The sequence below is a fragment of the Hyphomonas johnsonii MHS-2 genome (assembly GCF_000685275.1).
Lineage (GTDB): Bacteria > Pseudomonadota > Alphaproteobacteria > Caulobacterales > Hyphomonadaceae > Hyphomonas > Hyphomonas johnsonii.
Window position 1 is genome coordinate 349,145 of record NZ_ARYK01000003.1, and the last position, 23,553, is coordinate 372,697.

Sequence of the window (23,553 nt, forward strand, 5' to 3'; positions counted from 1 at the left end):
TAGGGGGTTTCGGCCCATAAGGGAAATGAATCGGGCCCTATTTTGCAGTGCAAAAAAGCCCCTGTTTTCCGCAATGAAAACAGGGGCTTGCAAAGGGTATTTCCGGCGCGGTGACGGCCGGGGCCGCCGGTCAGCCCGGGCGCGACGTTTTCTTGTAGGGTTTTGCCGGTTTTGCGCCTTTTCCAGCCGCCGGTTTGCCCTTGAATCCGGGCTTTCCGCCCGGCTTGCCATTGGCGGCCTTGGGCTTGCCCTTGTAGGGCTTTTTGTCCTTCGGGCCGTCATGCTGGATGTAGTCGCTGAGCGAGGGCTCTGCGGTGGGCGCAGGCGCGCCTTCCCATTTCGGCTTTCCGGGTTTGCCGGATTTCTTCGCGTCAGGGGTCCAGGCGCCTTCCTCGCGCACTTTGGCGTGCTTGAAGGCGGGTTTGACATGGGGCGCACGCGGGCCGCGCGGGGGGCGGTCGTCGCCCTGCTCCTTGGGTGGCGGACCGTCGAGCGGGAAGGCACGGATGCCCTTTTCGAGGGCGGCGCCTTCACCGAGGGTCGAGAAGAAGCGTTCGGCGGCGTCCTTTGTCAGTTCGACATGGGTGGAGGACGGGTTGATGCGGATCGCGCCGATATCCTCGCGGGAGAGGCCGCCGGCCTTGCAGAGCATTGGTAGCAGCCAGCGGGCCTCGGCGCTTTTCTTGCGGCCGATATTGAGGGAAATCCAGGCGGCATTCTCGAAGCCCTTGCGTTCGGCACGGGGCCGCTTTTCGCGCGGTTCGCGATCGGTCCAGTCCGGGCGGTCGCCGCGCTCCTTGCGGGGCGCAGGGGCCCGGTCGTCGACGTCGCGCAGGTCTTCCGGGGCCGAGCGGCCTTCGCGGCTCTTGCGCAGGAAGGCGGCGACGACCTGTTCAGCGCCGTGCGCCTCGATCAGCTTGGCGATCATGTCGGCTTCGCTCTCGTGGATGGGGCGGCTGAGGGCCGGGTCGGCGAGCAGGCGGGCATCGTCGAGGGCGTTGATCTCTTCGGCCGTGGGCGGCTTGCCCCAGGTCGCGTCGATCTTCGCATCACGCAGCAGGCGTTCGACACGGCGGCGGCCCTTGGGGGCGACCAGCAGGGCGCTGACGCCCTTGCGGCCGGCACGCCCGGTGCGGCCGGACCGGTGCAGCAGTGTCTGCGGATCGCGTGGCAGGTCCGCATGGATGACAAGGCCGAGATTCTGCAGGTCGAGGCCACGGGCGGCGACATCGGTTGCGATACAGACGCGGGCGCGGCCATCGCGCAGCGACTGCAGCGCGTTGGAGCGTTCCTTCTGGCTGAGTTCGCCGGACAGGGCGACAACGGGGAAGCCCCGGTTACCCATGCGGCTCATCAGCTTGTTGACCGCCGCGCGGGTGGTGCAGAACACCAGCGCGCTCTCGCTGTCGGAATGGCGCACGATATTCACGATGGCGTTCTCTTCGTCGCCGGGGGCGACGAGCAGGGCCTTGTATTCGATATCGACGTGCTGGCTTTTCTCGGCCTCGGTCGTGACGCGCACGGCGTTGCGCTGGTAGCGGCCGGCGAGGGCGGCGATGCCCTTGGGCACGGTGGCCGAGAACAGCATGGTGCGGCGGCTGGCAGGCGTATCCTGAAGGATGTGCTCCAGCTCGTCCCGGAAGCCCATGTCGAGCATCTCGTCGGCTTCGTCGAGGATGACGACGCGCATGTCGGTGGTGACGAGCGAACCGCGCTTGATGTGGTCGGAGAGGCGGCCGGGCGTGCCGACGACAATGTGGGCGCCGCGGGCGAGCGCTTTCTTCTCGTCGCGCATGTCCATGCCGCCGACGCAGGTGGCCAGGCGGGCGCCGGTGGAGGCGTACAGCCATTGCAGTTCGCGGGCGACCTGCTGGGCGAGTTCGCGCGTCGGGGCAACGATCAGGGCGAGCGGGGCGTCCGCATTGGTGAACTTGGCTTCGGTGCCGAGCAGGTCGCCAGCCATGGCGAGGCCGAAGGCCACCGTCTTGCCGGATCCGGTCTGCGCGGAGACGAGCAGGTCCTGTCCCGCCAGTTCCGGCGCAATCACAGCCGATTGCACTTGCGTGAGGGTCTCATAGCCGCGTGTGGCGAGCGCCTCGGCAAGTGCCGGAGGAACGAGGGTCGTATCAGTCATTATAGCGTGTATCTTTCAAGGGTGCGCGGGGAATCCATGCGCAGCGCGCCGTCCTTGCATGAACGGCGCGGGGTTTTGCTGCTCATTGCACGTTTCAGGCCGCAATACCACAGCGGCCGGCATTCGCCTCAAAAGGGATTGAGCGTGTATCCGTCCTGCTGGAGCAGGGCATGGGCGGTCATTGCCGACAGTGAGAGCGTGACGCCGGGCAGCAGGTCTTCCGGGGCGATGTCGCGGGCGACCGCCGTCTGGCCGCAGAGCTGGATGCTGGCACCGGCGGCCACGAGTTCGGCGATCAGCGCCGCGTTGGGATTGTCATGGCCCAGCCTGGCGGCGGTCAGCAGGTCGGTGGCGGCCGGCCCGTGGACAACAATGGCGACGGACATGTTCCCGGGCGCCACGCCGGCTGCGGCGTTCATGTTGAGGAAGCGGGCGGGCGATTCCAGCCGACGGCTGATGGCATCTGCGGTGCCGGCCTCGGAGACGTCGAAAGCGACCTTGAAATGGGTATCTGCCGGCAATGTGACGCCGTCGACCGGTGCGTATTTCCCGAAATCGGGCACGACGGTGCCGGCGACGAAATCATCCATGCCGGCATGGGCCGAAGCTGCGAGGCAGATGGCGGCGGCGAGGGCGACGAGCGGACGGGTGACGTGTGGCAGGGGCATGGGGGATCAGCCTTTCAGGGCTTTGGCGTGGTGGGCGATGTGGTCGTCCATGAACGTCGCGATGAAATAATAGTCATGGCCGTAGCCTGCGTGCAGGCGGTAGTCGAGCGCCTGGCCGGCCTGCTCGCAGGCCTCGATGAAGATGTCCGGCTTCAACTGGGTCTCGAGGAAGGGGTCGGCCTTGCCGGTGTCGATCAGGATGTGGGCGCGGGTCTGGGTGTTCTGGACGAGTTCGGTGGCGTCATACTGTTCCCAGGCGATAGAGGGCGGGCCGATATAGGCGGTGAAGGCTTTCTCGCCCCACGGCACGCGGGCCGGGCTGGTGATCGGCGAGAAGGCCGAGCACGACTGGTAGGTGCCGGGGTGCTTGAAGTGGAGGGTGAGGGCGCCGTGGCCGCCCATGGAGTGGCCGAATATGCCCTGCCTTGCCATGTCGGCGGCCGGGAAGTTCACGGCGATGACGTCCCGCAGCTCGCCGGTGATGTACTGGTCCATCCGGTAGTGCGTGTCCCAGGGTGGTTCGGTGGCGGTCAGGTAGAAGCCGGCGCCCTGGCCAAGGTCGTAGGCCTCGTCGTCCGGCACGTCCGGCCCGCGCGGGCTGGTATCTGGGGCGATGATCATGATGCCATGCTGGGCGGCGGCCCGCTGGAGGCCGGATTTTTCCATGACATTGGCCCATGTGCAGGTCAGGCCGGAAAGGTACCAGAGCACCGGCACGGGGCCGTCCTTGGCCTGTGGCGGCGTGTAGACCGCAAACCGCATCGTGCATTTGCAGGTGCGGCTCTCGTGATCGTGCACTGAAAGGGTTCCCCCAAAGCTTGTCCAGCTCGATACGGTTGTTAGAGTCATGGTGATGTGCTCCGTGGGGGTTCGCGCGAACAATGGCCCGAACCGGGCAGAAGGATCAAGGCATGGCCGACTATGTACTCTATGGCACCGAGGTCAGCTATTTTTCCGGCAAGGCGCGGGCCTACCTGCGCTGGCGGGGAGTGGATTTCGAGGAACGCCTGACGACGCGGGACGTGTATCGCGACGTGATCCTGCCCACGGTCGGCTGGCCGGTGATTCCCGTGCTGGCGCTGCCGGATGGCACGCTGGTGCAGGACACGACGGATATCATCGAAACCGTCGAGGCGCGCATTCCGGACGGCCCGCGCGTGATGCCGGACGAGCCGGTGCAGCGGGTGGTCACGCGCCTGCTGGACCTTTTCGCCGACGAATGGCTGGTGATCCCGGCGATGCACTATCGCTGGAACTATAACGAGGACTGGATCTATAGCGAGTTCGGGCGGACATCGGCGCCGGACGCGCCGCCCGCCGAGCAATATGCCATCGGCCGGAAGAATGGCGAACGGTTCCGCGGCGCCGTGCCGATGCTGGGTGTGACCGAGGAGACGATCCCCGGCGTCGAGTCGGCCTACGAGACCTTCCTGCGGAATTTTTCCGCGCACCTGGAGCACTCCCCCTATGTGCTGGGCGGGCGGCCGTCGCTTGGCGACTTCTCGCTGATCGGGCCACTCTATGCGCACCTCTACCGCGACCCTGAAAGCGGCCGGTTGATGGAACGGGTGGCGCCGAAGGTGGCCGATTACGTGCGCCGGGTCGTGGCGGGGGACAAGGGGACGGGCAGCCTGCTGGAGGATGATGTCATTCCGCAGACGCTGGAACCCATCCTCAGTGTCCAGATGACGGAACAGATGCCCGTGCTGGTCGAAACGACGAACCTGTTCGGGGCATGGGCCAGTGACGTGGGCAAGGGCGCAGATGTGCCGCGGGGGTTCGGCATGGTCGACTTTGAAACCGGCAGCCATACCGGCGAATGCGCCGCGCGCAGCTTTCCGCTATGGCGCCTGCAGGCGGTGACCGACGAGATCGACGCGATGGATATCGCCGCCAAGGCGCGGCTGGGCGACCTGCTCGAACGGATCGGCGGCGTGCCATTGATGGACCTGCGCCTGCCGGCGCGGCTGGAGCGGCGGGACTACCGGCTGAAGCTGGCCTAGCGTTGGCGAGCCTTACTGGATGGTCGTATCCGCACCGGCATAGGGCGTGAAGCGCAGGTCGTAGCCGAACGGCTTGTCCTTGGGCGGCTCGTCCGGTTCGGTGGCGTAGATGTCGATTTTCTCGGCGATCTTGAATCCGACCTGGTTGGCGATGGCGACCAGCATGTCGGCGCATTCGTCAGCATCCGTCGCCCAGGCCTTCAGGGACAGGACGCAGGGGCCGAGCTGGGTGTTCATGTCGGCATTCGGTTCGACGATGGCGCCGTCGGCGATGACGGCGAAATGGGAATAGTCGGTGGTGGTCTGGCCGTAGCGCAGCTTGAGCTTCCAGTCGGCTGGGGCGTCATCGCTCATGATGCCACCGCGATGCAGTCGATCTCGAGATTGGCGCCGACGGCGAGGCCGGAGACGCCAACGGTCGCCCGCGCCGGTTTGGGATCGGGTACGGCTGCCGCATAGGCGGCGTTCATGTCGGCATAATCAGCCATGTCACCGAGATAGACGGTGCATTTGACGAGGTTTGAAAGATCGGCGTCGAATGTGTTCAAGGTGCGCTCCAGGTTGGCGAAGATCTGCGTCGTTTGCGGGCCGGTGCCGCCGGGCACAAGCGCGCCGGTGGCAGGGTCGATGCCGAGCTCGCCGGCGAGATAGATCGTATTACCTGCACGAACGGCCTTGGAGAAAGGCAGTTCCATGCCGTTCACAGCCTGGCCGCCGAAATGGGAGACGTTTGTATCGAAGTGGGCATCGTCGACATCGACCGCGATGCAGCCTGTCAGTGTTGCGAGGGCCGTGCCCATCAGTGCGTATCTGATCATGTTTGATCCCTTTTTTCGCTTTTGTCCGGTCTGGCGCCATGGTCTGCAAAGGCCTGCATGATTGCCGGAAAATCAGATGGCGGTGGGAAGCCTTCATAACTGAACTCCGCCCCCGTTTGGGCGAAAGGCAGGCGATCTGCCGTGCCGGTTTCCATGATCGGTGCCGCCCAGGCGGCATTGTCGAGCATGGTGGACCGCAAATTGAGCAGGTCCATTCCTGCAGGCCGCGTGAAGAGCCATGATTTGCAGTCAGGGCAGTAATACTGCCTGTGTTCGCCCTTCAGGCCGCCGAGAACGGGCTTGCCCGAGGTCACGTCAAATCCGTCTTCGGGCAGGAACATGGACAGCGAATAGGGCCCGCTGGTCAGTTTCTGGCAGCCGCGGCAATGGCAGGCCATGGTGACCATGGGCGGCGCGGAGATTTTCATCTGCACGCCGCCGCACAGGCAGCTGGCCTTCCAGGGAAGATTCCAGTCCGTCATGGCACGCTAGCCGCGATGCATGGCGCAGATCTTGTTGCCGTCAGTGTCGCGCAGGTAAGCAAGGTAGAGCTTCATGCCATTGCCTTCGCGCCAGCCGGGCGGGTCTTCAATCGGCTTGCCGCCCGCGGCGACGCCGGCCGCGTGCCAGGCATCGGCCTGTTCCGGCGAATCCGCTGCAAAGCCGATCGTGCCGCCATTGGCGTGGCAGGCGGGCTGGCCGTCGATGGGCGGCGTGACGAGGAACGTGCCGCCATTGTGGATATAGATCAGCCGTCCCTTGGGATCGACAATCGCCTCGCGCCCGCCAAGCGCCTTGAACAGGGCGTCATAGAGTTTCTTCGATTTTTCGAGGTCGTTGGTGCCGACCATTACGTGACTGAACATGTTTGGGGTTTCCTTCAGTTTGCTTTTCTAGAATACGACGACGCTGCGGATGCTTTCGCCTGAATGCATCAGGTCGAAGGCGTCGTTGATTTTGTCGAGGCCCATGACGTGAGTGATCATCGGGTCGATCTGGATCTTGCCGTTCATGTACCAGTCGACGATCTTCGGCACGTCGGTGCGGCCCTTGGCGCCGCCAAAGGCCGTGCCGCGCCAGTTGCGGCCGGTGACGAGCTGGAAAGGCCGTGTGCTGATTTCCTTGCCGGCCTCGGCCACGCCAATGATGATCGACGTGCCCCAGCCGCGATGGCAGCATTCGAGGGCCTGGCGCATCACGTCCGTGTTGCCGGTGCAGTCGAAGGAATAGTCGGCGCCGCCATCGGTGAGGGCGACGATCTCGGCGACGACGTCTTTCGTGTTCTTCGGATTGACGAAATGCGTCATGCCGAATTTCTCGCCCCATTCCTTCTTGGAGTCGTTGATGTCGACGCCGATGATCTTGTCGGCGCCGGCCATGCGCGCGCCCTGCAACACGTTGAGGCCGATACCGCCGAGGCCGAAGACGACGACATTGTCGCCGACCTGGACCTTGGCCGTGTTGGTCACGGCGCCGACGCCGGTGGTGACGCCGCAGCCGATATAGCAGGCCTTGTCGAAGGGCGCGTCGGTGCGGATTTTCGCGACGGCGATTTCCGGCAGGACGGTGAAGTTCGAGAAGGTCGAGCAGCCCATGTAGTGGTAGATCGTCTGGCCCTTGTAGGAGAAGCGGCTGGTGCCGTCCGGCATCAGGCCCTTGCCCTGCGTGGCGCGGATGGCGGTGCAGAGGTTTGTCTTGCCCGACAGGCAGCTTTTGCACTGGCGACACTCGGGCGTGTAGAGCGGGATGACATGGTCGCCCGGCTTGACGCTGGTGACGCCCGCGCCGACTTCGCGCACGATGCCCGCACCTTCATGGCCGAGCACGCTGGGGAAGATGCCCTCACTGTCGAGCCCGTCGAGCGTGTAGGCATCGGTGTGGCAGATGCCGGTGGCCATGATTTCGACGAGCACTTCACCGGCCTTCGGGCCTTCGAGGTCCAGCTCGACGATTTCGAGGGGTTTCTTGGCTTCAAAGGCGACGGCGGCACGGGTCTTCATGAATCATCTCTCCGAAAAAGCATTTGTCCTTACCTAGACCGCGCGGGTGCGTTGATCCACTCCCCCGAGGGCGATTGACTTTAGTATGGTGTCAAACTAGATAGTATGACATCAAACTAAAAAGGAACCAGGATGATGGCGACGCGGCGAGGGATCTTGAAACTGGTTGGCGGTGGCTGTGTGCTGGCGGCCGTGGGCGCGGGTGGATTTGTGGCGGCCAACGGCCCGTCGCGGTCTGCGCGGGCACCGTGGCGCGAGGCAGGGCAGGAAACGGAATTCCGTCGCCGGGCCCTGTCCTACGCCATCCTCGCGCCCAATCCGCACAACCGGCAGCCCTGGCTGGTGCGGCTCGACGGCGACGATGCGCTGACGCTGTACTGCGATCTCGACCGCCGCCTGCCGGCCACCGATCCCCATGACCGCCAGATCGTGATCGGCCACGGCGCCTTTCTCGAACTTCTGGCGCTGGCAGCGGCCGAGGACGGGTATGCCACCGAGATCACGCCTTTCCCGGACGGAGAGGACATGGCGACGCTGGACACGCGGCCCGTGGCGCACGTGCGCTTCATCGCCGGCGGCGCCGAGCCGAACCCGCTGTTCGCCTTTGTGCTGGCGCGACATACCAACCGCCAGCCTTTCGAAGCGCGCGATGTCGACGCCGATGCGCTGGCCGCCGTGCTGTCGAGCGGCAATGTGCAGGGCGTGACGGCAGGCGGATGCGGCAATGACGCGCTGGCGGCCAGCCTGCGCGACCTGACATGGCGGGCGCATTCGGTGGAGATGACGACCGCCTACACCAACCAGGAAAGCGTCGACCTGATGCGGATCGGCGCGCGGGAAGTGGCTGCCAATCCTGACGGGCTGGTGCTGGAAGGGCCGGTGATCGGTCTCGGCAGGCTGGTCGGCATTGTCAGCCGCGAGGCCATGGCCGATCCTGCATCCGACATGTCGAAGCAGGGCATGGCGATGTTCCACGCCGCAGCCATGTCGGCGCGGGCCTTCGCATGGCTTGGCAATTCGGGGACGACGCGCGCGTCGCAGGTGTCGGCAGGCCGGGCCTATATGCGGCTGGTGCTGGCGGCAGAGCGCGAGGGCCTGAAGGTGCACCCGTGGAGCCAGTCGCTGCAGGAGTATCCGGAAATGGCCGACCTCTACCGTGAAGTGCATGACCTGATCGGCGAGGGGCGACGGCTTCAGATGCTGGTGCGGGTGGGGTATGCCAAGCCGGTCGTTGCTGCGCCGCGCTGGCCGATGGCAACCCACCTGATCGCCTGAAAGGCCCCGCATGAAGACCCTCTCCCCAGACCAGCAGGCATTATTCGGCCTGCTCAACGAAATCGGCATCATCAACCAGTTGTCGAGTTCGCTGCTTGAGCGCCTGCTGCCGCACGGCCTGACCGTGGCGCAGTTCAGCCTGCTCAATCACCTGCAGCGTCTGGAGGGGGAATGGTCGCCGGCCCGGCTGGCAGCCGCCTTCCAGGTCACGCGGGGAACGATGACCAGCACGCTGCAGCGGCTGGAGGCCAAGGGCTTCATTTCGCTGGTGCCCGACCCGGCGGATGGCCGCGCGAAGATCGTCACGCTGACCGATGCCGGCCGGCGTGCCCGCGACGCTGCACTCGCGGCAGCAGGGCCGGGCCTGGCCGAGATGAAGGACGCATTGTCACCATCAGAAGTGGCAGCAGTCATTCCTGTCTTGCAAAAATTGCGGATTTGGCTCGATATGCATCGCTAAGTTGCCTTCATCTGACGGCTCCACCGTTCCGGACAGCGCGAGACCGACATATGACACGAATTCTGCTTGCGGCCGCCGCCTGCGTGACGGCGATCCTGCTTGGTGCCTATGTCTGGGCAGGCCTCGGGCAAAAGCCGCTTGACGATGCGGCCCGCGCCGAAGCGCCGGGCCAGTTCCTGCAGGCGACTGACGGGCAGTTGCATTACCAGGTCCGCGGCCCGGAAGACGGGCCCGTCGTGGTCATGGTGCACGGGTTCTCGACGCCATCCTTCATCTTCGAACAGAATGCCGCCGCGCTTGCAGAGGCAGGGTTTCGGGTCGTGCAGTTCGACCATTTCGGCCGCGGCTGGTCCGACCGGCCGGACGGGCCGTACGACGCGGCCTTCTATGACCGCGAGCTGATGGACCTGCTGGACGGGCTTGGGCTGACCGAACCGGTGGGCCTTGTCGGCCTGTCGATGGGGGGGCCGATCGTGGTCGCCTTTGCCGGGACGCATCCAGCCCGCGTGTCGGAGATCTTCCTGTTCGTGCCGGCCGGGCTGGACGTTGCAGGGGCCGACAGCACGATGGCGAAACTGGTGCGCATGCCGGTCGTCGGTGACTGGATCTGGCGCGTGTTCGGGCGCGGCGTGCTGCTTGGCGACCCGCAATATGACGAGAGCGGGATCGACCCGGAATACCGCCTGCAGGGCGATGTGCGGCGGCAGATGGACTTCAAGGGCTATCGCCGGGCGCTGCTGTCGACGCTGCGCAACTTCCCGATGACCGACCGGGCGCGGATTTTCGATACGGTCGCGAAAAAGACCAGCCTGCCCGTCATGGCCGTGTTCGGTGACGCTGATGCCACGGTCGAGGTCTCGAGCGCAGCAAAGCTTCAGGCGCTGATCCCGCGTGCCCAGGTGCGGGTGATCAAGGGCGGAACGCACGGCCTGAACTACCAGCGCCATACCGAGGTCGATCCGATGCTGGTGGAGTGGTTCTCGCAGCCCTGAAGCGTCAGCCCTCGATGACCGCCTGGCCGTCGTCCACCCGCACGCGCTGGGCGCGGTCGCCGAACCCTTCAAACATGTAGGCCTCCGTGCCGGTGAGCCAGGCCTGGCCGCCGAGGTCGCAAAGCTCGTCGAACAGCGCCGCCCGCCGGTCGGGATCGAGATGCGCCGCTGCCTCGTCGAGCAGCAGCAGGGGCGCCGGTCCGTCGCCACCCGCCCGTAGCGCGCTCGCCGAAGCCAGGATGAGGCCGATCAGGAGTGCCTTCTGCTGGCCGGTGGACGCGTCGCGCGCCGGCGCGCCGGTGGGGCGGTGGATCGTGGCGAGGTCTGTCCGGTGGGGGCCGGAGAGGGTGCGCCCGGCTGCCATATCGCGGCGCCGGGTCGTGCGTAGGGTTTCGGCCAGTACTTCGAAGATCGACTTGAAGTCATCGCCGCGCAGGGCGGCCTGTTCGGCCTCGCCCTCGAGCGCGAGGTCAGCTTTCGGGAAATGCCCTTCCGGCCGGGTTTCGATGGCCGCCTGCAGCGCCTCCAGCACGTGCGCCCGGTTGATCGCCATCTCGGCGCCGGCTTCGGCCATGCGGGCCTCGATGGCATCGGCCCAGGCCGGATCGACGTGGCCGCGTTCGAGCAGCGCGTTGCGCTCGCGCATGGCCTGTTCATAGCGACTGGCAGCGCGGCCATGATCGGGCAGGTGTGCCATCACCTGGCGGTCGAGGAAGCGGCGCCGGTCTGACGCGCCGCCGCGGAACACGCCGTCCATGGCGGGGGTCAGCCAGACAATGCGGACGAGTTCGGCAAGGTCGCTCGCGGTGGCCGTGGCGCCGTCGATGCGAACAGAGCGCTTGGCGCCGCTGCCCGTGTCGAGACCGACTCCGATCTTCTGGTCGTTGGCAAGGGTCGCCGCGACGGTCCAGCCGCCGGCGGCGTCCTTGCGCAGCATCTCCGGCAGCGTGGCGGACCGCAGGCCGCGCCCCGGGCCGAGCTGGCTGACCGCTTCGAGGAGGTTCGTCTTTCCCGCGCCATTGGCGCCGAAGAGGCAGACATGCCGTCCGTCGAGCGCGAGGCTCAGCGCGCCATAGTTGCGGAAGTCAGTCAGCGAGAGACGGGTGACGGCGGTCATTCGGCATCTCTACCCGCCCGCATCAGGCCGGCACAAGCCGCCGGTCGCAACGCGATCACACTCTCAGTGGCATCAACACGTAGCGCGCGGAATCGTCAGACGGATCGAGCACGAGTGCGGGCGAGGCCGGGTCGTTGAACATGAACTCGGCGGTGTCGGCCTCGATCTGCCCGGCAATGTCGAGCAGGTATTTGGCGTTGAAGCCGATTTCCATCGCCTCGTCGGAATATTCCGCTTCCAGTTCCTCGTTGCCCGCGCCGGTTTCGGCATGGTTGACCGCAAGGGTGAGCTTGTCTGCCGAGAGCGAGAGCTTGACCGACCGTGAGCGCTCTGCCGAGACGGTGGAAACACGGTCGACGGCTGCCTCGAACGCCTTGTTGTCGACGACGAGTTTCTTGTCATTGCCCTTGGGAATGACGCGCGCATAATCAGGGAACGAGCCGTCGATCAGCTTGGACGTGAGCACGGCGCGGCCGGCCCGGACAACGATCTTGGTGTCCGACACTTCGATATCGACATCACCATCCACCCCGTCGACGAGGCGGCGCGCTTCTGCCACGGCCTTGCGCGGCACGATCACGCCTTCAAGGTCGGCCGAGCCCTTCGGTGCGGGGATTTCGGCGAGCGCCAGGCGGTGGCCATCGGTGGCAACGGTGCGCAGGACGGCCGTGCCGTCGTCGGTCTTGGCACCGTGCAGGTAGACGCCATTGAGATAGTAGCGGGTTTCCTCGGTCGAGATGGCAAACCGCGTCTTGTCGATCAGGCGGGCGAAATCCTTCGCATCGAGCGAGAAGGCGGTGGCGCCGTCATCGCCACTCATGGTCTGGAAGTCCGATGCAGGCAGGGTCGGCAACTCGAAGTGCGAGCGCCCGGCGCGGATCGTGAGGCGCTGGTTGTCGGGTTGGGTCTCGAGTTCGACTTCGGCGCCAGCGGGCAGCTTGCGGACCACGTCGAACAGGGTGCCGGCGGGTGCCGTGATGGCACCTTCACGGGAGACCTTGGCGTCAGCACTGTCGACGGCCTCGATATCGAGATCCGTCGCGGTCAGTTTCAGTTCGCCCTTGCTGGCCTGAAGCAGCACGTTTGACAGGATTGGGATCGTGTTCCGGCGCTCGACTACATTCTGCACATGGGAAAGTGCGTTCAGGAGATCGCCGCGTTCAATGGTGAGTTTCATCTGCTGGTCCGTCCATCACGGGCGCCGGATCGCGCCTGTCTGTCTTGTCTATGTGTTGCGGGCTGGTTCGTCAGGCCGGGCAGGGTGCCCGGAGTAGAATCAGCCCGCCCCCCAGTGGAGAGCGGGCTAAGAACCCTTAAACAATCGGACGGAAAAGCCAAGCACCGATCCGGCGACGCCAAGGGTAACCTGGCGGTTCTAGTTCGATCCTGCCGCCTGGAGTTCGAAGATCGCTTCGATCACCCGGGCAATATCACCCGCCAGTTCCGGATCCGTTTCGACATTGGCTGTCACCTTGCGATGGGCATAAAGCACTGTCGTATGATCGCGCTTGCCGAAGCTGTGCCCGATCTGCGGCAGTGACTTGCCGGTCTTCTCGCGACAGAGATACATCGCAACCTGACGCGGATACACCAGCGCCCGTGCCTTGCAGGGGCTTTCCAGATCGGTCTTGGAAATGCTGAACACCTTCATGGTGGCCCGCTTCACAAGCTCGATCGAGGGCACGCGGACTTCACCCTGGTGACGCCGGATCACGCGGTCGAGCATGTCGATGGTCGGCGCCCGCTCACCGAAGCTGGCTTCGGTATACAGGCTCCACACCGCACCGGTCAGTTCGCGGCCGGGGCCACGGATACCGGCATTGATCCGGGCGATCATGTCTTCGCTGAGGACAAAGTTCGGATGCGTCGCTTCGATATGGGCGGCGAGGCGAACCAGGATTTCCCGGCGCATCTCCGCATCAGGCAGGCCGACTTCGACCGAGATGGCCCCCTTGAGCTCGCTGCGCATGCGCGGACCGAACCCGGTGACATCGCCGGGCGCCTCGTCACCGGCGAGCACGACCTGACCGCCATTGCCGGTCACCTCGCGGATATTCTGGAACAGTTCGCTTTCGGTGCCGGGCTTGCCGGCGATCCGGTGCAGGTCGTCGACCAGAAGGACAGAGGCAGACCGGAGCCGCCGCTTGAGGTTGCTGGTGTCCCGTGCCTTCACGCCGTCATGATAGGCCGACATGAATTCCTCTGCCGTGAGGTAGACGACAGATCGGTCGTCGCCACGGTCCTCGGAGGCCGCTTTCAACGCATGCAGGAGGTGGGTCTTGCCGGTGCCCTGACGGCCATAGATGAGGATGGTGGACGTGCCGACCGGCTGGCCGTTGGCGATACGGCGGGCAAGCTGCTCGGCGATCTCGTTGGACGCGCCGGTCACCAGGGTTTCGAAGGTCATCTCCTGTGCACCATTGGCCGCCACGGCGCGCACGGCCTTGCTGCCGTCTCCGCCCTTGCCGCCGCCCGCAGCCGCAGTTGCAGGTTGCTGCGCCGGAGCCGGCTCGGCCCAGGGATCGCTGACCAGGTCGCGGACTTCCTGGCGCGCGTTGCGCCAGCACTCGAGCCGGATCGCGCGTCGCGCCGGATCGTGCTCACGCCAGGTACGCTGGATCAGCCGCTTGTGCTCGGCGACGACACGATCATGTGCCAGCGGGTCGCGCGCGGCGATCACCATTTCACCGTCGACTTCTGCAATGAGCCGCAAGTCTTCGATCCACCGGTCGTAGTCGACCGTGTTGAGAACCGTCGCGAGCTGCTCACGCACCTTCTGCCAGATCACCTGCCCTGGGAGATTATTGGCCTTGTCCGTGCCGGAGAACTCTACGCCATGTTCAGAATCAAAAAGTTTTTGTCGGTCCATCACCGCGCCCCATTTTCTTGTTATGTTTCGTCCTGACCAACAGGCACGCACCACTCCCTCCGAACGCACTGTCCGGGCCCCGTAAATACTCCGTGCAGGGAGAGCTTTTGTTGGTAAACACAAGGTATCCGGCGGACGATTTTATGACAAGTACCTCTTTTTTGTGCCAGCCGGGTTTGGCTGGTTGACTCTTCTGGCAAGTGCTCAAAAGTCGATCAAAATCAGGCGCCTAACTTGTGAAAAAAATGTCAGGTGAGCGCTACCGCACAATTGTTCGCAAATGTTCTGTCAACACTGCTGATGAGAAATTGGCTGTGAAATTCGCCGGTTTTCCGGCAGTTTTTTTCCGGTTGATTTCGAGCTGGTCGATCTTGCAGACCTCAGGGATTTTGACCTGCGAAAACGCAACAATAAATCTACAGACACCCGGAGTGCCAGGACATCACGGAGGGCGTGCTGACGCGAGTCCGAATTGCCGGGACCGGGCACAAAAAAACCCGCCAGGCGAAAACCGGGCGGGTTGTTCTTTTTGATCCGGGACGGTGCCCGAAAATCGGTCAGCTCATCGCGTTGACGCGAGCCGACAAGCGCGAAACTTTGCGCGACGATGTGTTCTTGTGCATCACACCCTTGGTGACGGCGCGCATCAGCTCGGGCTGGGCGGCACGCAGGGCATCCTGGGCTGCAGTCTTGTCGCCGGCGGAAATGGCTTCCTCGACCTTGCGGACAAATGTGCGCACACGCGAGCGGCGCGCCTTGTTGACCTCGGTACGAGCCGCAATCTTGCGGACCATTTTCTTGGCGGAACGGGTATTGGCCATGTCTAACTCCTGAAGCTGCAGGGAAACCACCCTGAAGCTGAAGGCGGGGGCATACATAAACGGTGCGAAGGCGTCAACTGGGATGCTGACAGAAAAGCCCGCTGTCAGCTGTCCGTTTCAGTATCACTGGCCGCTTCGAGCGCCTTGCGCAAGCGATCGGCGAGCAATTCGTTGCCTTCCATGTCCTGTTCGGCGGCTGAAACCACGACGAGGGAGCCGGATTTGCTGAGCATCGAGACGAAGTTCTGACGGGTCTGCATTTCCATCAGGCTGAGCAGCGCGTTGATCTGTTCAGGCGTGCGGTCGCGGAGCTGCCGAAGGCGCGTCGCCGTCCGGCGGGGTGAGCATGACATCGGCGGGCAGGAAGGGGCCGCGTGTCCGGAAAACCAGCGCCGCCACGACGGCGCCGAGGATTGCCAGTGCCACGAGCACGCTGACGACAAGGCCAAATGAAACCCCAGGTACGTCTTCCCTGGCGTTCCGCTCTTGCGTTGCCCGCCCGCGTCCCCTCAGGCACGCTCACGGTAACACAATCCGGGGCCGGACAAGAATACCCTTGTCACGCAGTCGGAATGGCGGGGTCTAGCGGTCCTTGAAGTGGGCCGACCGCTTCTCGACATAGGCGGACATGCCTTCTTTCTGGTCTTCTGTCGCGAACAGGGACTGGAACAGGCGTCGTTCGAACCGGATGCCCTGGGACATCGGCGTTTCGTAGGCGGCGTTGATCGATTCCTTGGTCATCATGGCAGCTGCGCGGGGCATTGCCGCGATGGTACGAGCCGTTTCGCGGACCACGTCCATGAGATCGTCGGCCGGGACGACACGGGCCACGAGGCCGCAGCGCTCGGCCTCGGCCGCTTCCATCATCCGGCCGGTGAGGCAGAGCTCCATGGCTTTCGACTTGCCGATGAAGCGGGCGAGGCGCTGCGTGCCGCCGGCGCCCGGCATGACGCCGAGCCGGATTTCGGGCTGGCCGAACCGGGCCGTATCGGCAGCGATGATGATGTCGCACATCATGGCGAGTTCGCAGCCGCCGCCGACCGCATAGCCGCTGACCGCAGCGATGATCGGCTTGCGGGCACTGGCTGCCCGTTCCCAATTGCGGGTGATCAGGTCGTCATAATAGGCAGCCGGATAGTCCTGCTCCATGATTTCACGCACGTCGGCGCCGCCCGAAAAGGCCTTGCGCGAACCGGTCAGCACGATGCAGCCGATGTCCTTGTCGTTCTCGAACCGTCCGATTGCATCGGTCAGTTCGGTCATCATCTCGTCATTCAGGGCATTCAGCTGGTCAGGGCGGTTGAGCGTCACGACGGCAACGCCGGTATCCGGATCTGACTCGGAAAGCAGGGTTTTGTACGACATTGTGGGCGGGTCCTTCTCGCGGCCGGATTTCCGGCAATCGGCGCTGGCGTTCTGATCGCAGCTGCCGGATGGGTTGAGTTTTGGAAAGAGGGGGGTGTCCGGGCACTTTTGGCCGGAAGGAGGCTGAAAACTGGCAACGGCTCTCGTGTGGCGACCGCATTAAGGTGCGGACGCGGGCCCTATAGCCTGAAAGTTACGGGTTTGTCACCCGTAGCGTCATGTCTCTATGTCAAAGGTCAGACCGGCATGGGCCCGGAGGCGTTCGACCAGGGTGAGTCCCATCGCGGCTGCAGGCGTGTAGATTCCGCCCTCAAGGTCGGCGCAGTCCTTGACGAGGCAGATCGCCGCTTCGGAAATGATCTTGGATGTCGAGCCGTAGCCGGGGTCCTTGTCGCCGGTCACGGTTGCGCGGATCTGGTCCCCGGATTTGGTGATGCCGAGCAGGGCAAAATCATAGTGCCCGGCCTCGCGCTCTTCCTTCGAGGGACCTTCACCCGGTTTCGGACCGCCTTCGCCGCCAAGCGAATTGTTCTTTGCTACGGCCTCTGCTGCCGCCTTGCCCGCCTCGCCGGGGCCGGTCAGCACCATCTCGTCATAGACGAAGTCCTGGCCATAGGGGTGGCCCATCAGCGCGTTCGACCGGTGCACGTTCCTTGTATTGATGGGCGCCATGATGAAAGGCGCTGTCCAGCCGCCGAAATCGGCGTCTTCAGCGACCGCCATGCCGTGAGGCTGTTCGGGGCCCTCGAAACCGAGGGTCAGGGAAAACGGGTTGCGCAGCACCTTCATGACTTCCGGCTCGCGCATGGCGCGGGCCATGGACTCGCGGCCGGATGCCGCCGTGCCGCCCGAAAAGGTGCCCTGCATCTTGCGCATGCGGCCCTTGACCCGTGTGGCCGGGGCACCGAAGCGGCGCATGGCCTCGTTCTGCAGGAAGAGCACGCCGAGATCGAAGGGGATGGAATCGAAGCCGCAGGAAAAGACGATCCGGGCGCCGCTTTTTTTCGCCTTGTCTTCGTAGGCCTTGATCATGTCATGCATCCAGGCGACTTCGCCGGAGAGGTCGACATAGTCTGTCCCGGCCTCGGCGCAGGCCTCGACCAGCGCCGTGCCGTACAGCTGGTAGGGGCCGACAGTGGTCAGCACGCACCGCGTGGACTTTACCATTGCGGCCAGCGAGTCCGGGTCGGAGGCGTCTGCCGTGATCAGCGTGACGCCGTCGGGAATGGCCATTTCAGCGCGGACGGATTTCAGCTTGTCGAGCGAACGGCCCGCCATCGCCCAGCGGATATCCTTGTCCACGCCATAGGCCTGGTTCATGTATTCAGCGACCAGACGGCCGGTAAAACCGGTTGCCCCATAGATGACGACATCAAACTCTGCGGATGGGTTCATGGGGCAGTCTCCAGCGTTTCCTCCATCTGACCTGTTGGGACAGCCGGGAGAAGTCAAGCGCGCCCCGCTGAAAAGCCCAAATTGAAACGTCAGTGCATCGCGGGACGTGCGCTGCAGGCATGCCCTTTTCCCGTCTGCCTGGCCCGGATAACCCCGATGCGCCCGTCATATGGGGCGCGCCGGAAAAGGACGAGGTGACACGGACAGCGCGAATATTCCTGCCATTGTGAGCAAAGGCGCCTATATCGGCTGTGATGACTGATACGCCGGACGTGCCCGATCCCGAACGCAACCGCCTGACCGGGCGGATCGCCCGCACCGCCAAGGTCGGCGCCAACCTGTCGGGCGCAGGCCTGACGTTTGCCGCGAATTCCCTGTTTGGCGGCGACCAGAGCGACGAGCGCATCGCCAAGGCGCTGGCCGCTGCGCTGGGCAAGTCCAAGGGGCCGCTCATGAAGGTCGCACAGATGGTGTCGACCATTCCGGATTTCCTGCCGGCCGAATATGCCGCCGAGCTCAGCCAGTTGCAGGCCGAGGCGCCGGCCATGGGCTGGCCGTTCGTCCGGCGCCGGATGCGCGCAGAACTCGGGCCGGACTGGATGGCAAAGTTCGACACGTTCCGGAAAGACGCGTCGCATGCCGCCTCGCTCGGCCAGGTGCACGATGCGCGCCTGCATGACGGACGCCGCGTTGCCTGCAAGCTGCAATACCCGGACATGGCGAGCGCCGTGGAATCCGATGTCGGGCAGCTGAAGACGCTGCTTGGCCTGTTCAAGCGGATGGACGGTTCGATCGACCTGACCGAGATGGTCGGCGAGATCACCGACCGGCTGCGCGAGGAACTCGATTATGCCCGCGAGTCCAAGCACATGGCGCTTTATCGCGACATGCTGGCGGGCAAGGATTTCGTGCAGGTGCCAGAACCCGTGCCGGAACTGTCCACGGACCGGCTGCTGACCATGACGTGGCTTGATGGCGAGCGGCTGGACGCGTTCGAGGACGCGCCGCAGGAGACGCGCAACCATATTGCCGAAATGCTGTTCTGGACCTGGTGGGGCCCGTTCAACGGCCATGCCGTGATTCACGGCGATCCGCACCTCGGCAATTACCAGGTGACGGGCGGCGGCACCGGCATCAACCTGCTCGACTTCGGCTGCATCCGCGTCTTCCCGCCGACCTTCGTGGAAGGCGTGGTCGACCTCTACCGTGCCATGCTGCGCGACGACTTCGATGCCGCCTATGCGGCCTATGAGAAATGGGGCTTCCAGAACCTGTCGCGGGAACTGGTCGAAGTGTTGAACATCTGGGCGCGTTTCATCTACGGCCCATTGCTGGACGACCGGGTGCGCAGCGTCGCGGATGGCGTGTCGGCCGGCGAGTATGGCCGCAAGGAAGCGTTCCAGGTTCGCAAGCTGCTGAAGGAAAAGGGGCCGGTGAAAATCCCCCGCGAATTCGTGTTCATGGACCGCGCGGCCATCGGGCTCGGCGCCGCCTACCTGCGACTCAGGGCAGAGGTGAACTATCACCGCCTGTTCGAGGAAAGCCTTGAAGGATTTGACGTCACCGCCGTGGCGGCGCGCCAGTCTGCCGCGCTGGCACGGGCCGGGCTCGCCTGACCTGAAACAGGAGTTGAAGGCACCTGCCTGCATGTCTAGTGTCGCCCCTCCCTACAGAAGCGAACCGCCGATTTGACCAAACTCAGTTCCATGATCTGGACGGCGGGCGTGTTTGCGGTCGCCTACCAGTTCCTGACCTTTGTCCCGGCGCTGGCGCTGGTCGTGGTCATGCCGTCGATGCCGATCATCTACGTCATGGGCTTCGCGGTTCTGGCGACCGGCCTGTTGCTGGTCTTCATCCTGGAACGCAAGGGCGTTGCCCGTACCGTGATCGTGCCGGGCGACGTGTCGACGGTGATGGCGGGCGTCACGGTCGTCACGGTGATTGCCGCGTTCTTCTTCGCCGCCTTGGTCACCGGCCTGCTGGCCGACCTGTTCGGCAGCCAGGGCCTGGAGGTGAGCGAGGGATTCGAGAGCATGATCGGCGAGAGTTCGGCGATCGGGCTGGTACTGGCCGTGGTGCTGATCGGCCCGGTGGTCGAGGAGCTGATCTATCGCGGCCTGCTGATGGGTGTCCTGCTGGCACGGGGCTGGACGCCGGTGGCGGCGATCGCCCTGTCTGCGGCGGTATTTGCCGCGCAGCACATCCAGTATGGCTGGATCGGCATGGTCACGGTCGGCATCTATGGGCTGGCGCTCGGCGCGCTGCGAATTGCGGGCGGCGGCCTGTTCGCGCCGGTGCTGGCGCACATCCTCATCAATGCCACTGCGACGGCATTTCAGGGTGGATGACGGGTTCGGGCTGGCGCGCCGGGCCGGACGGCGCTAATTCTCCCCGACATGACCGATGATTTTACCAGAAGCCAGACGTTCGACATCCCTGCCGGATACCAGGAACTGCCCTGGCACCGCGGCTTTGGCCGCCAGGTTGGGCCGTTGTTCGAGAAGCGCGACGCGACGGGCCTGACCCGGGCCTTCCGTGTCGAGGAACACCACACCAATGGCATGATGAACGCCCATGGCGGCATGCTGATGACCTTTGCCGACATGGCCTGGGGCGGCGCGGTGGAGCGCAACGAGGACACCTGGTGGGTGACGATCCGGCTGATGTGCGATTTCCTGTCCGGCGCGCCGCTCGGCAGTTTTGTCGAGGGCAACGGCACGGTCGTGGGTGTGGCAGACGACATCATCACGGTTGAGGGCCGCATCTGGTCCGGTGACAAGACGCTGATGCGCGGCACCGGCATCTTCAAGCTGATCTCGCGGCGTGAGGGCCAGCAAAAGCCGTTCACGCGCGCCGTACAGGATGCCTGACCCGACCGGGGGCCTATTCGGTTGACTTTCACCGGCCCGCTCCGTATTCGCCTGCTCAATGAAATTTGCACCGCACCACCATCACCACCACGCGTAACGCGCCGTCGAGGCGCGAACCGGTCCGGCTGCGCCTCCTGCAAGTGTTCATTCTCCAGAACCGAACCAGACGAGGCAGGCCGCTCCCGGCCCTCGCGCTGCATTGGCGTACTGCCTTTCCATCCCGGCCAGCTCCGTTTATGCGGGGCACGGTTGTCAAACAGGACCTGTGACCATGAGCGACAAGGACACCCAGCCCCTTTCCGGCAAGGATCTCGCCCGCAAGCCGCGCGGCTTTCCCGACAAGCGGGAAACCCTCGTCCATGCGCAGGCCGGGCTCGTGGAAACCATTACCGGCGTCTACCGGCAATGGGGCTTTGAGGCGCTTGAGACGAGCGCCTTCGAATATGCTGACGCGCTGGGCAAATTCCTGCCGGACGATGACCGTCCGAATGCCGGCGTGTTTGCCATCCAGGACGATGACGACCAGTGGATGGCCCTGCGCTATGACCTGACTGCGCCGCTCGCCCGGTTCGTGGCCGAGGCCGGCCAGACGCTGGGCCGCCCGTTCCGGCGCTATGCTGCAGGCCCGGTCTGGCGCAACGAGAAGCCCGGCCCGGGTCGCTTCCGCGAATTCTGGCAATGCGATGCCGACACGATCGGCGCGCCGGGCTTTCATGCCGATGCCGAGATGATCGCGATGGGGGCGGACGCCCTGCGCGCGGTGGGCATGGAGACCGGCGAGTTCGTGATCCGCGTGAATACCCGCCGCCTGCTCAATGGTGTGCTGGACGGTGTCGGCGCGACCGCTTCGGATACCCGGCTCGCCATCCTGCGCGCGCTCGACAAGATGGACCGGCTGGGATCGTCCGGCGTGGCCGACCTGCTGGGCAAGGGCCGCATGGATGAAAGCGGCGATTTCACCAAGGGCGCAGGGCTGGGCGCAGCTGAAGTGAAGGCCGTGCTTGCCTTCGCCGAGGCCGGTGCAAAGACGCGGGCCGAAACCCTGGCGAACCTGTCGAAGGCGACGGGCAGCACGGATGAAGGCAAGGCGGGCCTCGCCGAACTGGAAGCCATCGCGCTGGCACTCGACGCGCTGGGCGCGCCGGAAGGCGATGTCGTCATCGACCCCTCGGTCGTGCGCGGTCTCGAATATTATACCGGCCCGGTCTACGAGGCCGAGCTGCTGCGTGAAGTCGTGGGCGAGGATGGCAAGGCATATCGCATCGGCTCGATCGGCGGCGGCGGGCGCTATGACGACCTTGTCGCGCGCTTTACCGGCGAGACGGTTCCCGCGACGGGTTTCTCCATCGGCATTTCGCGCCTTGCGGCGGCGCTGGCCATCATGGGCGAGACCGGCACGCTGGATGGTCCCGTGGTTGTCCTGAACCTTGACCGGGGCGACCCGTCCGTGGCGCTGTCGATTGCTGCCGAACTGCGCCGGGCCGGCCTGCGCGCTGAAGCCTATATGGGCGGGTCCGGCATGCGGCCGCAGATGAAATATGCCGACCGGCGCGGCGCACCCGCGGTGGTGATGGTCGGCGAGGATGAACTTGCCAAGGGGACCGTGACGATCAAGGACCTGGTCGCCGGTGCCGAAAAGGCAAAAGCCATCAAGTCCAATGAGGAATACCGTGAGGCCCGGCCGGGCCAGGTTGAAGTGGCGCGCGCCGACATGGTCGCAACACTTCGCGGTATCATCGCGGCGCAGGGATGACGCACGAAGCCATCGTCGAAGCAGCGCGTACGGTATTCGCGCGGACGGGCGCGCGCCCCGTCGACCCGGATTATGTGCTGGCGTCGGACGTGCCGCTGGAACTGTCCGGCGAAGCGGTGCGGGCGCGGCTTTGCGTCTTCTCCGACCATCGCGGCCACGAGATGGTGATGCGGCCCGACCTGACCTTGCCCGTGGCCGGCATGGAAGCCGACCGGCTGACCGCCGGACACAATGGCCCGGAAGCCTATACTTATGCGGCCCGCGCGTTCCGCCTGCCGGCCTCGCCGGGTGACCCGATGGAATTCACGCAGGTCGGCTTCGAGCGGTTTGGCTGGCCATCGACCCCTGACGAAGACGCCAACGCGTTCGCACTGGTCCAGGCGGCGGTGGATGCCTGCGAGGTCACCGACGTGCAAACGGTGATGGGAGACCTTGCTGTGTTCCCGGCCTTCGTGGATGCGCTCGGGCTAGCGCCGGTCACCGCAGATCTCCTGAAGCGGGCCTTCCGCCAGGAGGGCGGCGTCGCCGAGCTGCTCGCCGGGGCACCGTCTGCGCCGGAAGTCGACCTTGCGCACCAGCTGGCAGATGCCGGGACTGGCGCGGCAGAGCAGGTGTTCCTTGATGCCCTCTCTGCGCGGGCCATTCCCATGATCGGCACGCGGTCGGTAAAAGAGATCATCGAAGGCCTGCGCGCCAAGGCGGCCGCCGCTGATGCGGGCGGCGTCCCGGGCGACGCGCGCCGGGCGCTGGCAGCTCTCGGCGAGGTCAATTGTCTGGCGCCCGCCGCTGCGCCTGCCTTGTCCGACATTGTGCGCACGCACGGGCTGCAAGGCGTCGACGAGGTGATCGACGCTGTCGCCGGACGGGTGGATGCGATTGTCGCGGCAGTGCCCGGCATGGCGACGGCCGGACGGTTCCGTTCCGGATTCGGGCGGCGTTTCACCTATTATGACGGGTTCGTCTTCGAGACATTCGCCGGCGCGCTCAGCGAGCGCCAGCCGATTGCGGCGGGG

24 protein-coding genes are annotated in these 23,553 nt (G+C 64.9%); 9 read left to right on the forward strand and 15 right to left on the reverse strand.

Going from position 1 to position 23,553, the window contains the following annotated elements; all coding sequences use genetic code 11:
• Positions 1–130: 130 nt before the first annotated feature.
• The 3 genes from HJO_RS08475 to fghA all read right to left on the reverse strand — a co-directional run bounded on the left by HJO_RS08475 (position 131) and on the right by fghA (position 3,651).
• On the reverse strand, positions 131–2,134 hold the full coding sequence (locus tag HJO_RS08475; RefSeq protein ID WP_035615991.1) for a DEAD/DEAH box helicase: 2,004 nt from the start codon (positions 2,132–2,134) through the stop codon (positions 131–133).
• A 128-nt stretch (positions 2,135–2,262) separates the two neighbouring features.
• Positions 2,263–2,802, reverse strand: a complete 540-nt coding sequence (locus tag HJO_RS08480) for a DsrE family protein (RefSeq protein ID WP_206741831.1) — start codon at positions 2,800–2,802, stop codon at positions 2,263–2,265.
• 6 nt (positions 2,803–2,808) lie between these two features.
• Positions 2,809–3,651, reverse strand: a complete 843-nt coding sequence (gene fghA, locus HJO_RS08485; RefSeq protein ID WP_035615992.1) for an S-formylglutathione hydrolase — start codon at positions 3,649–3,651, stop codon at positions 2,809–2,811.
• Between the two features lie 62 nt (positions 3,652–3,713).
• On the opposite strand from fghA, the gene HJO_RS08490 reads away from it, so the two are divergent.
• On the forward strand, positions 3,714–4,805 hold the full coding sequence (locus HJO_RS08490; RefSeq protein WP_035615995.1) for a glutathione S-transferase: 1,092 nt from the start codon (positions 3,714–3,716) through the stop codon (positions 4,803–4,805).
• 12 nt (positions 4,806–4,817) lie between these two features.
• Here the strand turns inward: HJO_RS08490 and HJO_RS08495 are convergent, their stop codons facing one another.
• Genes HJO_RS08495 through HJO_RS08515 form a run of 5 tightly spaced genes read right to left on the reverse strand, consistent with a single transcriptional unit; the run spans position 4,818 to position 7,623 of the window.
• Positions 4,818–5,159 carry a hypothetical protein gene (locus HJO_RS08495; protein ID WP_035615997.1) on the reverse strand — a complete coding sequence of 114 codons (342 nt, stop codon included), beginning with the start codon at positions 5,157–5,159 and terminating at the stop codon, positions 4,818–4,820.
• Positions 5,156–5,623 carry a RidA family protein gene (locus tag HJO_RS08500; protein ID WP_084141790.1) on the reverse strand — a complete coding sequence of 156 codons (468 nt, stop codon included), beginning with the start codon at positions 5,621–5,623 and terminating at the stop codon, positions 5,156–5,158. The genes HJO_RS08495 and HJO_RS08500 overlap by 4 nt, the downstream gene beginning before the upstream one ends.
• Positions 5,620–6,105 (reverse strand): GFA family protein, encoded by a 486-nt coding sequence (locus HJO_RS08505; protein WP_035616000.1) that lies wholly within the window; start codon positions 6,103–6,105, stop codon positions 5,620–5,622. The genes HJO_RS08500 and HJO_RS08505 overlap by 4 nt, the downstream gene beginning before the upstream one ends.
• Before the next feature lie 6 nt (positions 6,106–6,111).
• Entirely contained in the window at positions 6,112–6,489 is a 378-nt protein-coding gene (locus HJO_RS08510) for a VOC family protein (protein WP_035616002.1), read from the reverse strand.
• A 27-nt stretch (positions 6,490–6,516) separates the two neighbouring features.
• Entirely contained in the window at positions 6,517–7,623 is a 1,107-nt protein-coding gene (locus tag HJO_RS08515) for an S-(hydroxymethyl)glutathione dehydrogenase/class III alcohol dehydrogenase (protein ID WP_035616005.1), read from the reverse strand.
• A 135-nt stretch (positions 7,624–7,758) separates the two neighbouring features.
• Here HJO_RS08515 and HJO_RS08520 point away from each other — a divergent pair, with 135 nt between their 5' ends.
• Genes HJO_RS08520 through HJO_RS17685 form a run of 3 tightly spaced genes read left to right on the forward strand, consistent with a single transcriptional unit; the run spans position 7,759 to position 10,350 of the window.
• A complete protein-coding gene (locus HJO_RS08520) occupies positions 7,759–8,898 on the forward strand; it encodes an Acg family FMN-binding oxidoreductase (protein WP_051618433.1) in 1,140 nt (379 codons plus the stop codon).
• 10 nt (positions 8,899–8,908) lie between these two features.
• Positions 8,909–9,358 (forward strand): MarR family winged helix-turn-helix transcriptional regulator, encoded by a 450-nt coding sequence (locus HJO_RS08525; protein ID WP_051618420.1) that lies wholly within the window; start codon positions 8,909–8,911, stop codon positions 9,356–9,358.
• 50 nt (positions 9,359–9,408) lie between these two features.
• Entirely contained in the window at positions 9,409–10,350 is a 942-nt protein-coding gene (locus HJO_RS17685) for an alpha/beta fold hydrolase (protein WP_051618421.1), read from the forward strand.
• A gap of 4 nt (positions 10,351–10,354) precedes the next feature.
• Here the strand turns inward: HJO_RS17685 and recF are convergent, their stop codons facing one another.
• From recF to HJO_RS08565, 7 genes are all read right to left on the reverse strand, one after another.
• Positions 10,355–11,467 (reverse strand): DNA replication/repair protein RecF, encoded by a 1,113-nt coding sequence (gene recF, locus HJO_RS08535; RefSeq protein WP_035616009.1) that lies wholly within the window; start codon positions 11,465–11,467, stop codon positions 10,355–10,357.
• Positions 11,468–11,522: 55 nt separating this feature from the next.
• On the reverse strand, positions 11,523–12,644 hold the full coding sequence (gene dnaN, locus HJO_RS08540) for a DNA polymerase III subunit beta (RefSeq protein WP_035616011.1): 1,122 nt from the start codon (positions 12,642–12,644) through the stop codon (positions 11,523–11,525).
• A gap of 198 nt (positions 12,645–12,842) precedes the next feature.
• Positions 12,843–14,336, reverse strand: a complete 1,494-nt coding sequence (locus tag HJO_RS08545) for a chromosomal replication initiator protein DnaA (RefSeq protein WP_035616013.1) — start codon at positions 14,334–14,336, stop codon at positions 12,843–12,845.
• 557 nt (positions 14,337–14,893) lie between these two features.
• Positions 14,894–15,157, reverse strand: coding sequence for a 30S ribosomal protein S20 (gene rpsT, locus HJO_RS08550; RefSeq protein WP_035616209.1), 264 nt, complete (start codon positions 15,155–15,157; stop codon positions 14,894–14,896).
• A 104-nt stretch (positions 15,158–15,261) separates the two neighbouring features.
• A complete protein-coding gene (locus HJO_RS08555) occupies positions 15,262–15,510 on the reverse strand; it encodes a hypothetical protein (protein WP_035616015.1) in 249 nt (82 codons plus the stop codon).
• Between the two features lie 229 nt (positions 15,511–15,739).
• Complete coding sequence (locus HJO_RS08560) at positions 15,740–16,522, reverse strand: enoyl-CoA hydratase (RefSeq protein WP_035616016.1); 783 nt, start codon at positions 16,520–16,522, stop codon at positions 15,740–15,742.
• A gap of 216 nt (positions 16,523–16,738) precedes the next feature.
• Positions 16,739–17,917, reverse strand: coding sequence for a saccharopine dehydrogenase family protein (locus HJO_RS08565; RefSeq protein ID WP_035616018.1), 1,179 nt, complete (start codon positions 17,915–17,917; stop codon positions 16,739–16,741).
• A 254-nt stretch (positions 17,918–18,171) separates the two neighbouring features.
• Between HJO_RS08565 and HJO_RS08570 the strand changes: the two genes are divergently transcribed.
• The 5 genes from HJO_RS08570 to HJO_RS08590 all read left to right on the forward strand — a co-directional run.
• On the forward strand, positions 18,172–19,533 hold the full coding sequence (locus tag HJO_RS08570) for an ABC1 kinase family protein (RefSeq protein ID WP_035616020.1): 1,362 nt from the start codon (positions 18,172–18,174) through the stop codon (positions 19,531–19,533).
• 72 nt (positions 19,534–19,605) lie between these two features.
• Positions 19,606–20,265, forward strand: a complete 660-nt coding sequence (locus tag HJO_RS17690) for a CPBP family intramembrane glutamic endopeptidase (protein WP_162173803.1) — start codon at positions 19,606–19,608, stop codon at positions 20,263–20,265.
• Positions 20,266–20,313: 48 nt separating this feature from the next.
• Positions 20,314–20,787, forward strand: coding sequence for a PaaI family thioesterase (locus HJO_RS08580; RefSeq protein ID WP_035616023.1), 474 nt, complete (start codon positions 20,314–20,316; stop codon positions 20,785–20,787).
• 271 nt (positions 20,788–21,058) lie between these two features.
• Positions 21,059–22,540, forward strand: a complete 1,482-nt coding sequence (gene hisS, locus HJO_RS08585; protein ID WP_035616025.1) for a histidine--tRNA ligase — start codon at positions 21,059–21,061, stop codon at positions 22,538–22,540.
• The coding region (locus HJO_RS08590) for an ATP phosphoribosyltransferase regulatory subunit (RefSeq protein ID WP_035616027.1) at positions 22,537–23,553 on the forward strand (1,017 nt) is incomplete at its 3' end. The genes hisS and HJO_RS08590, both read left to right, overlap by 4 nt.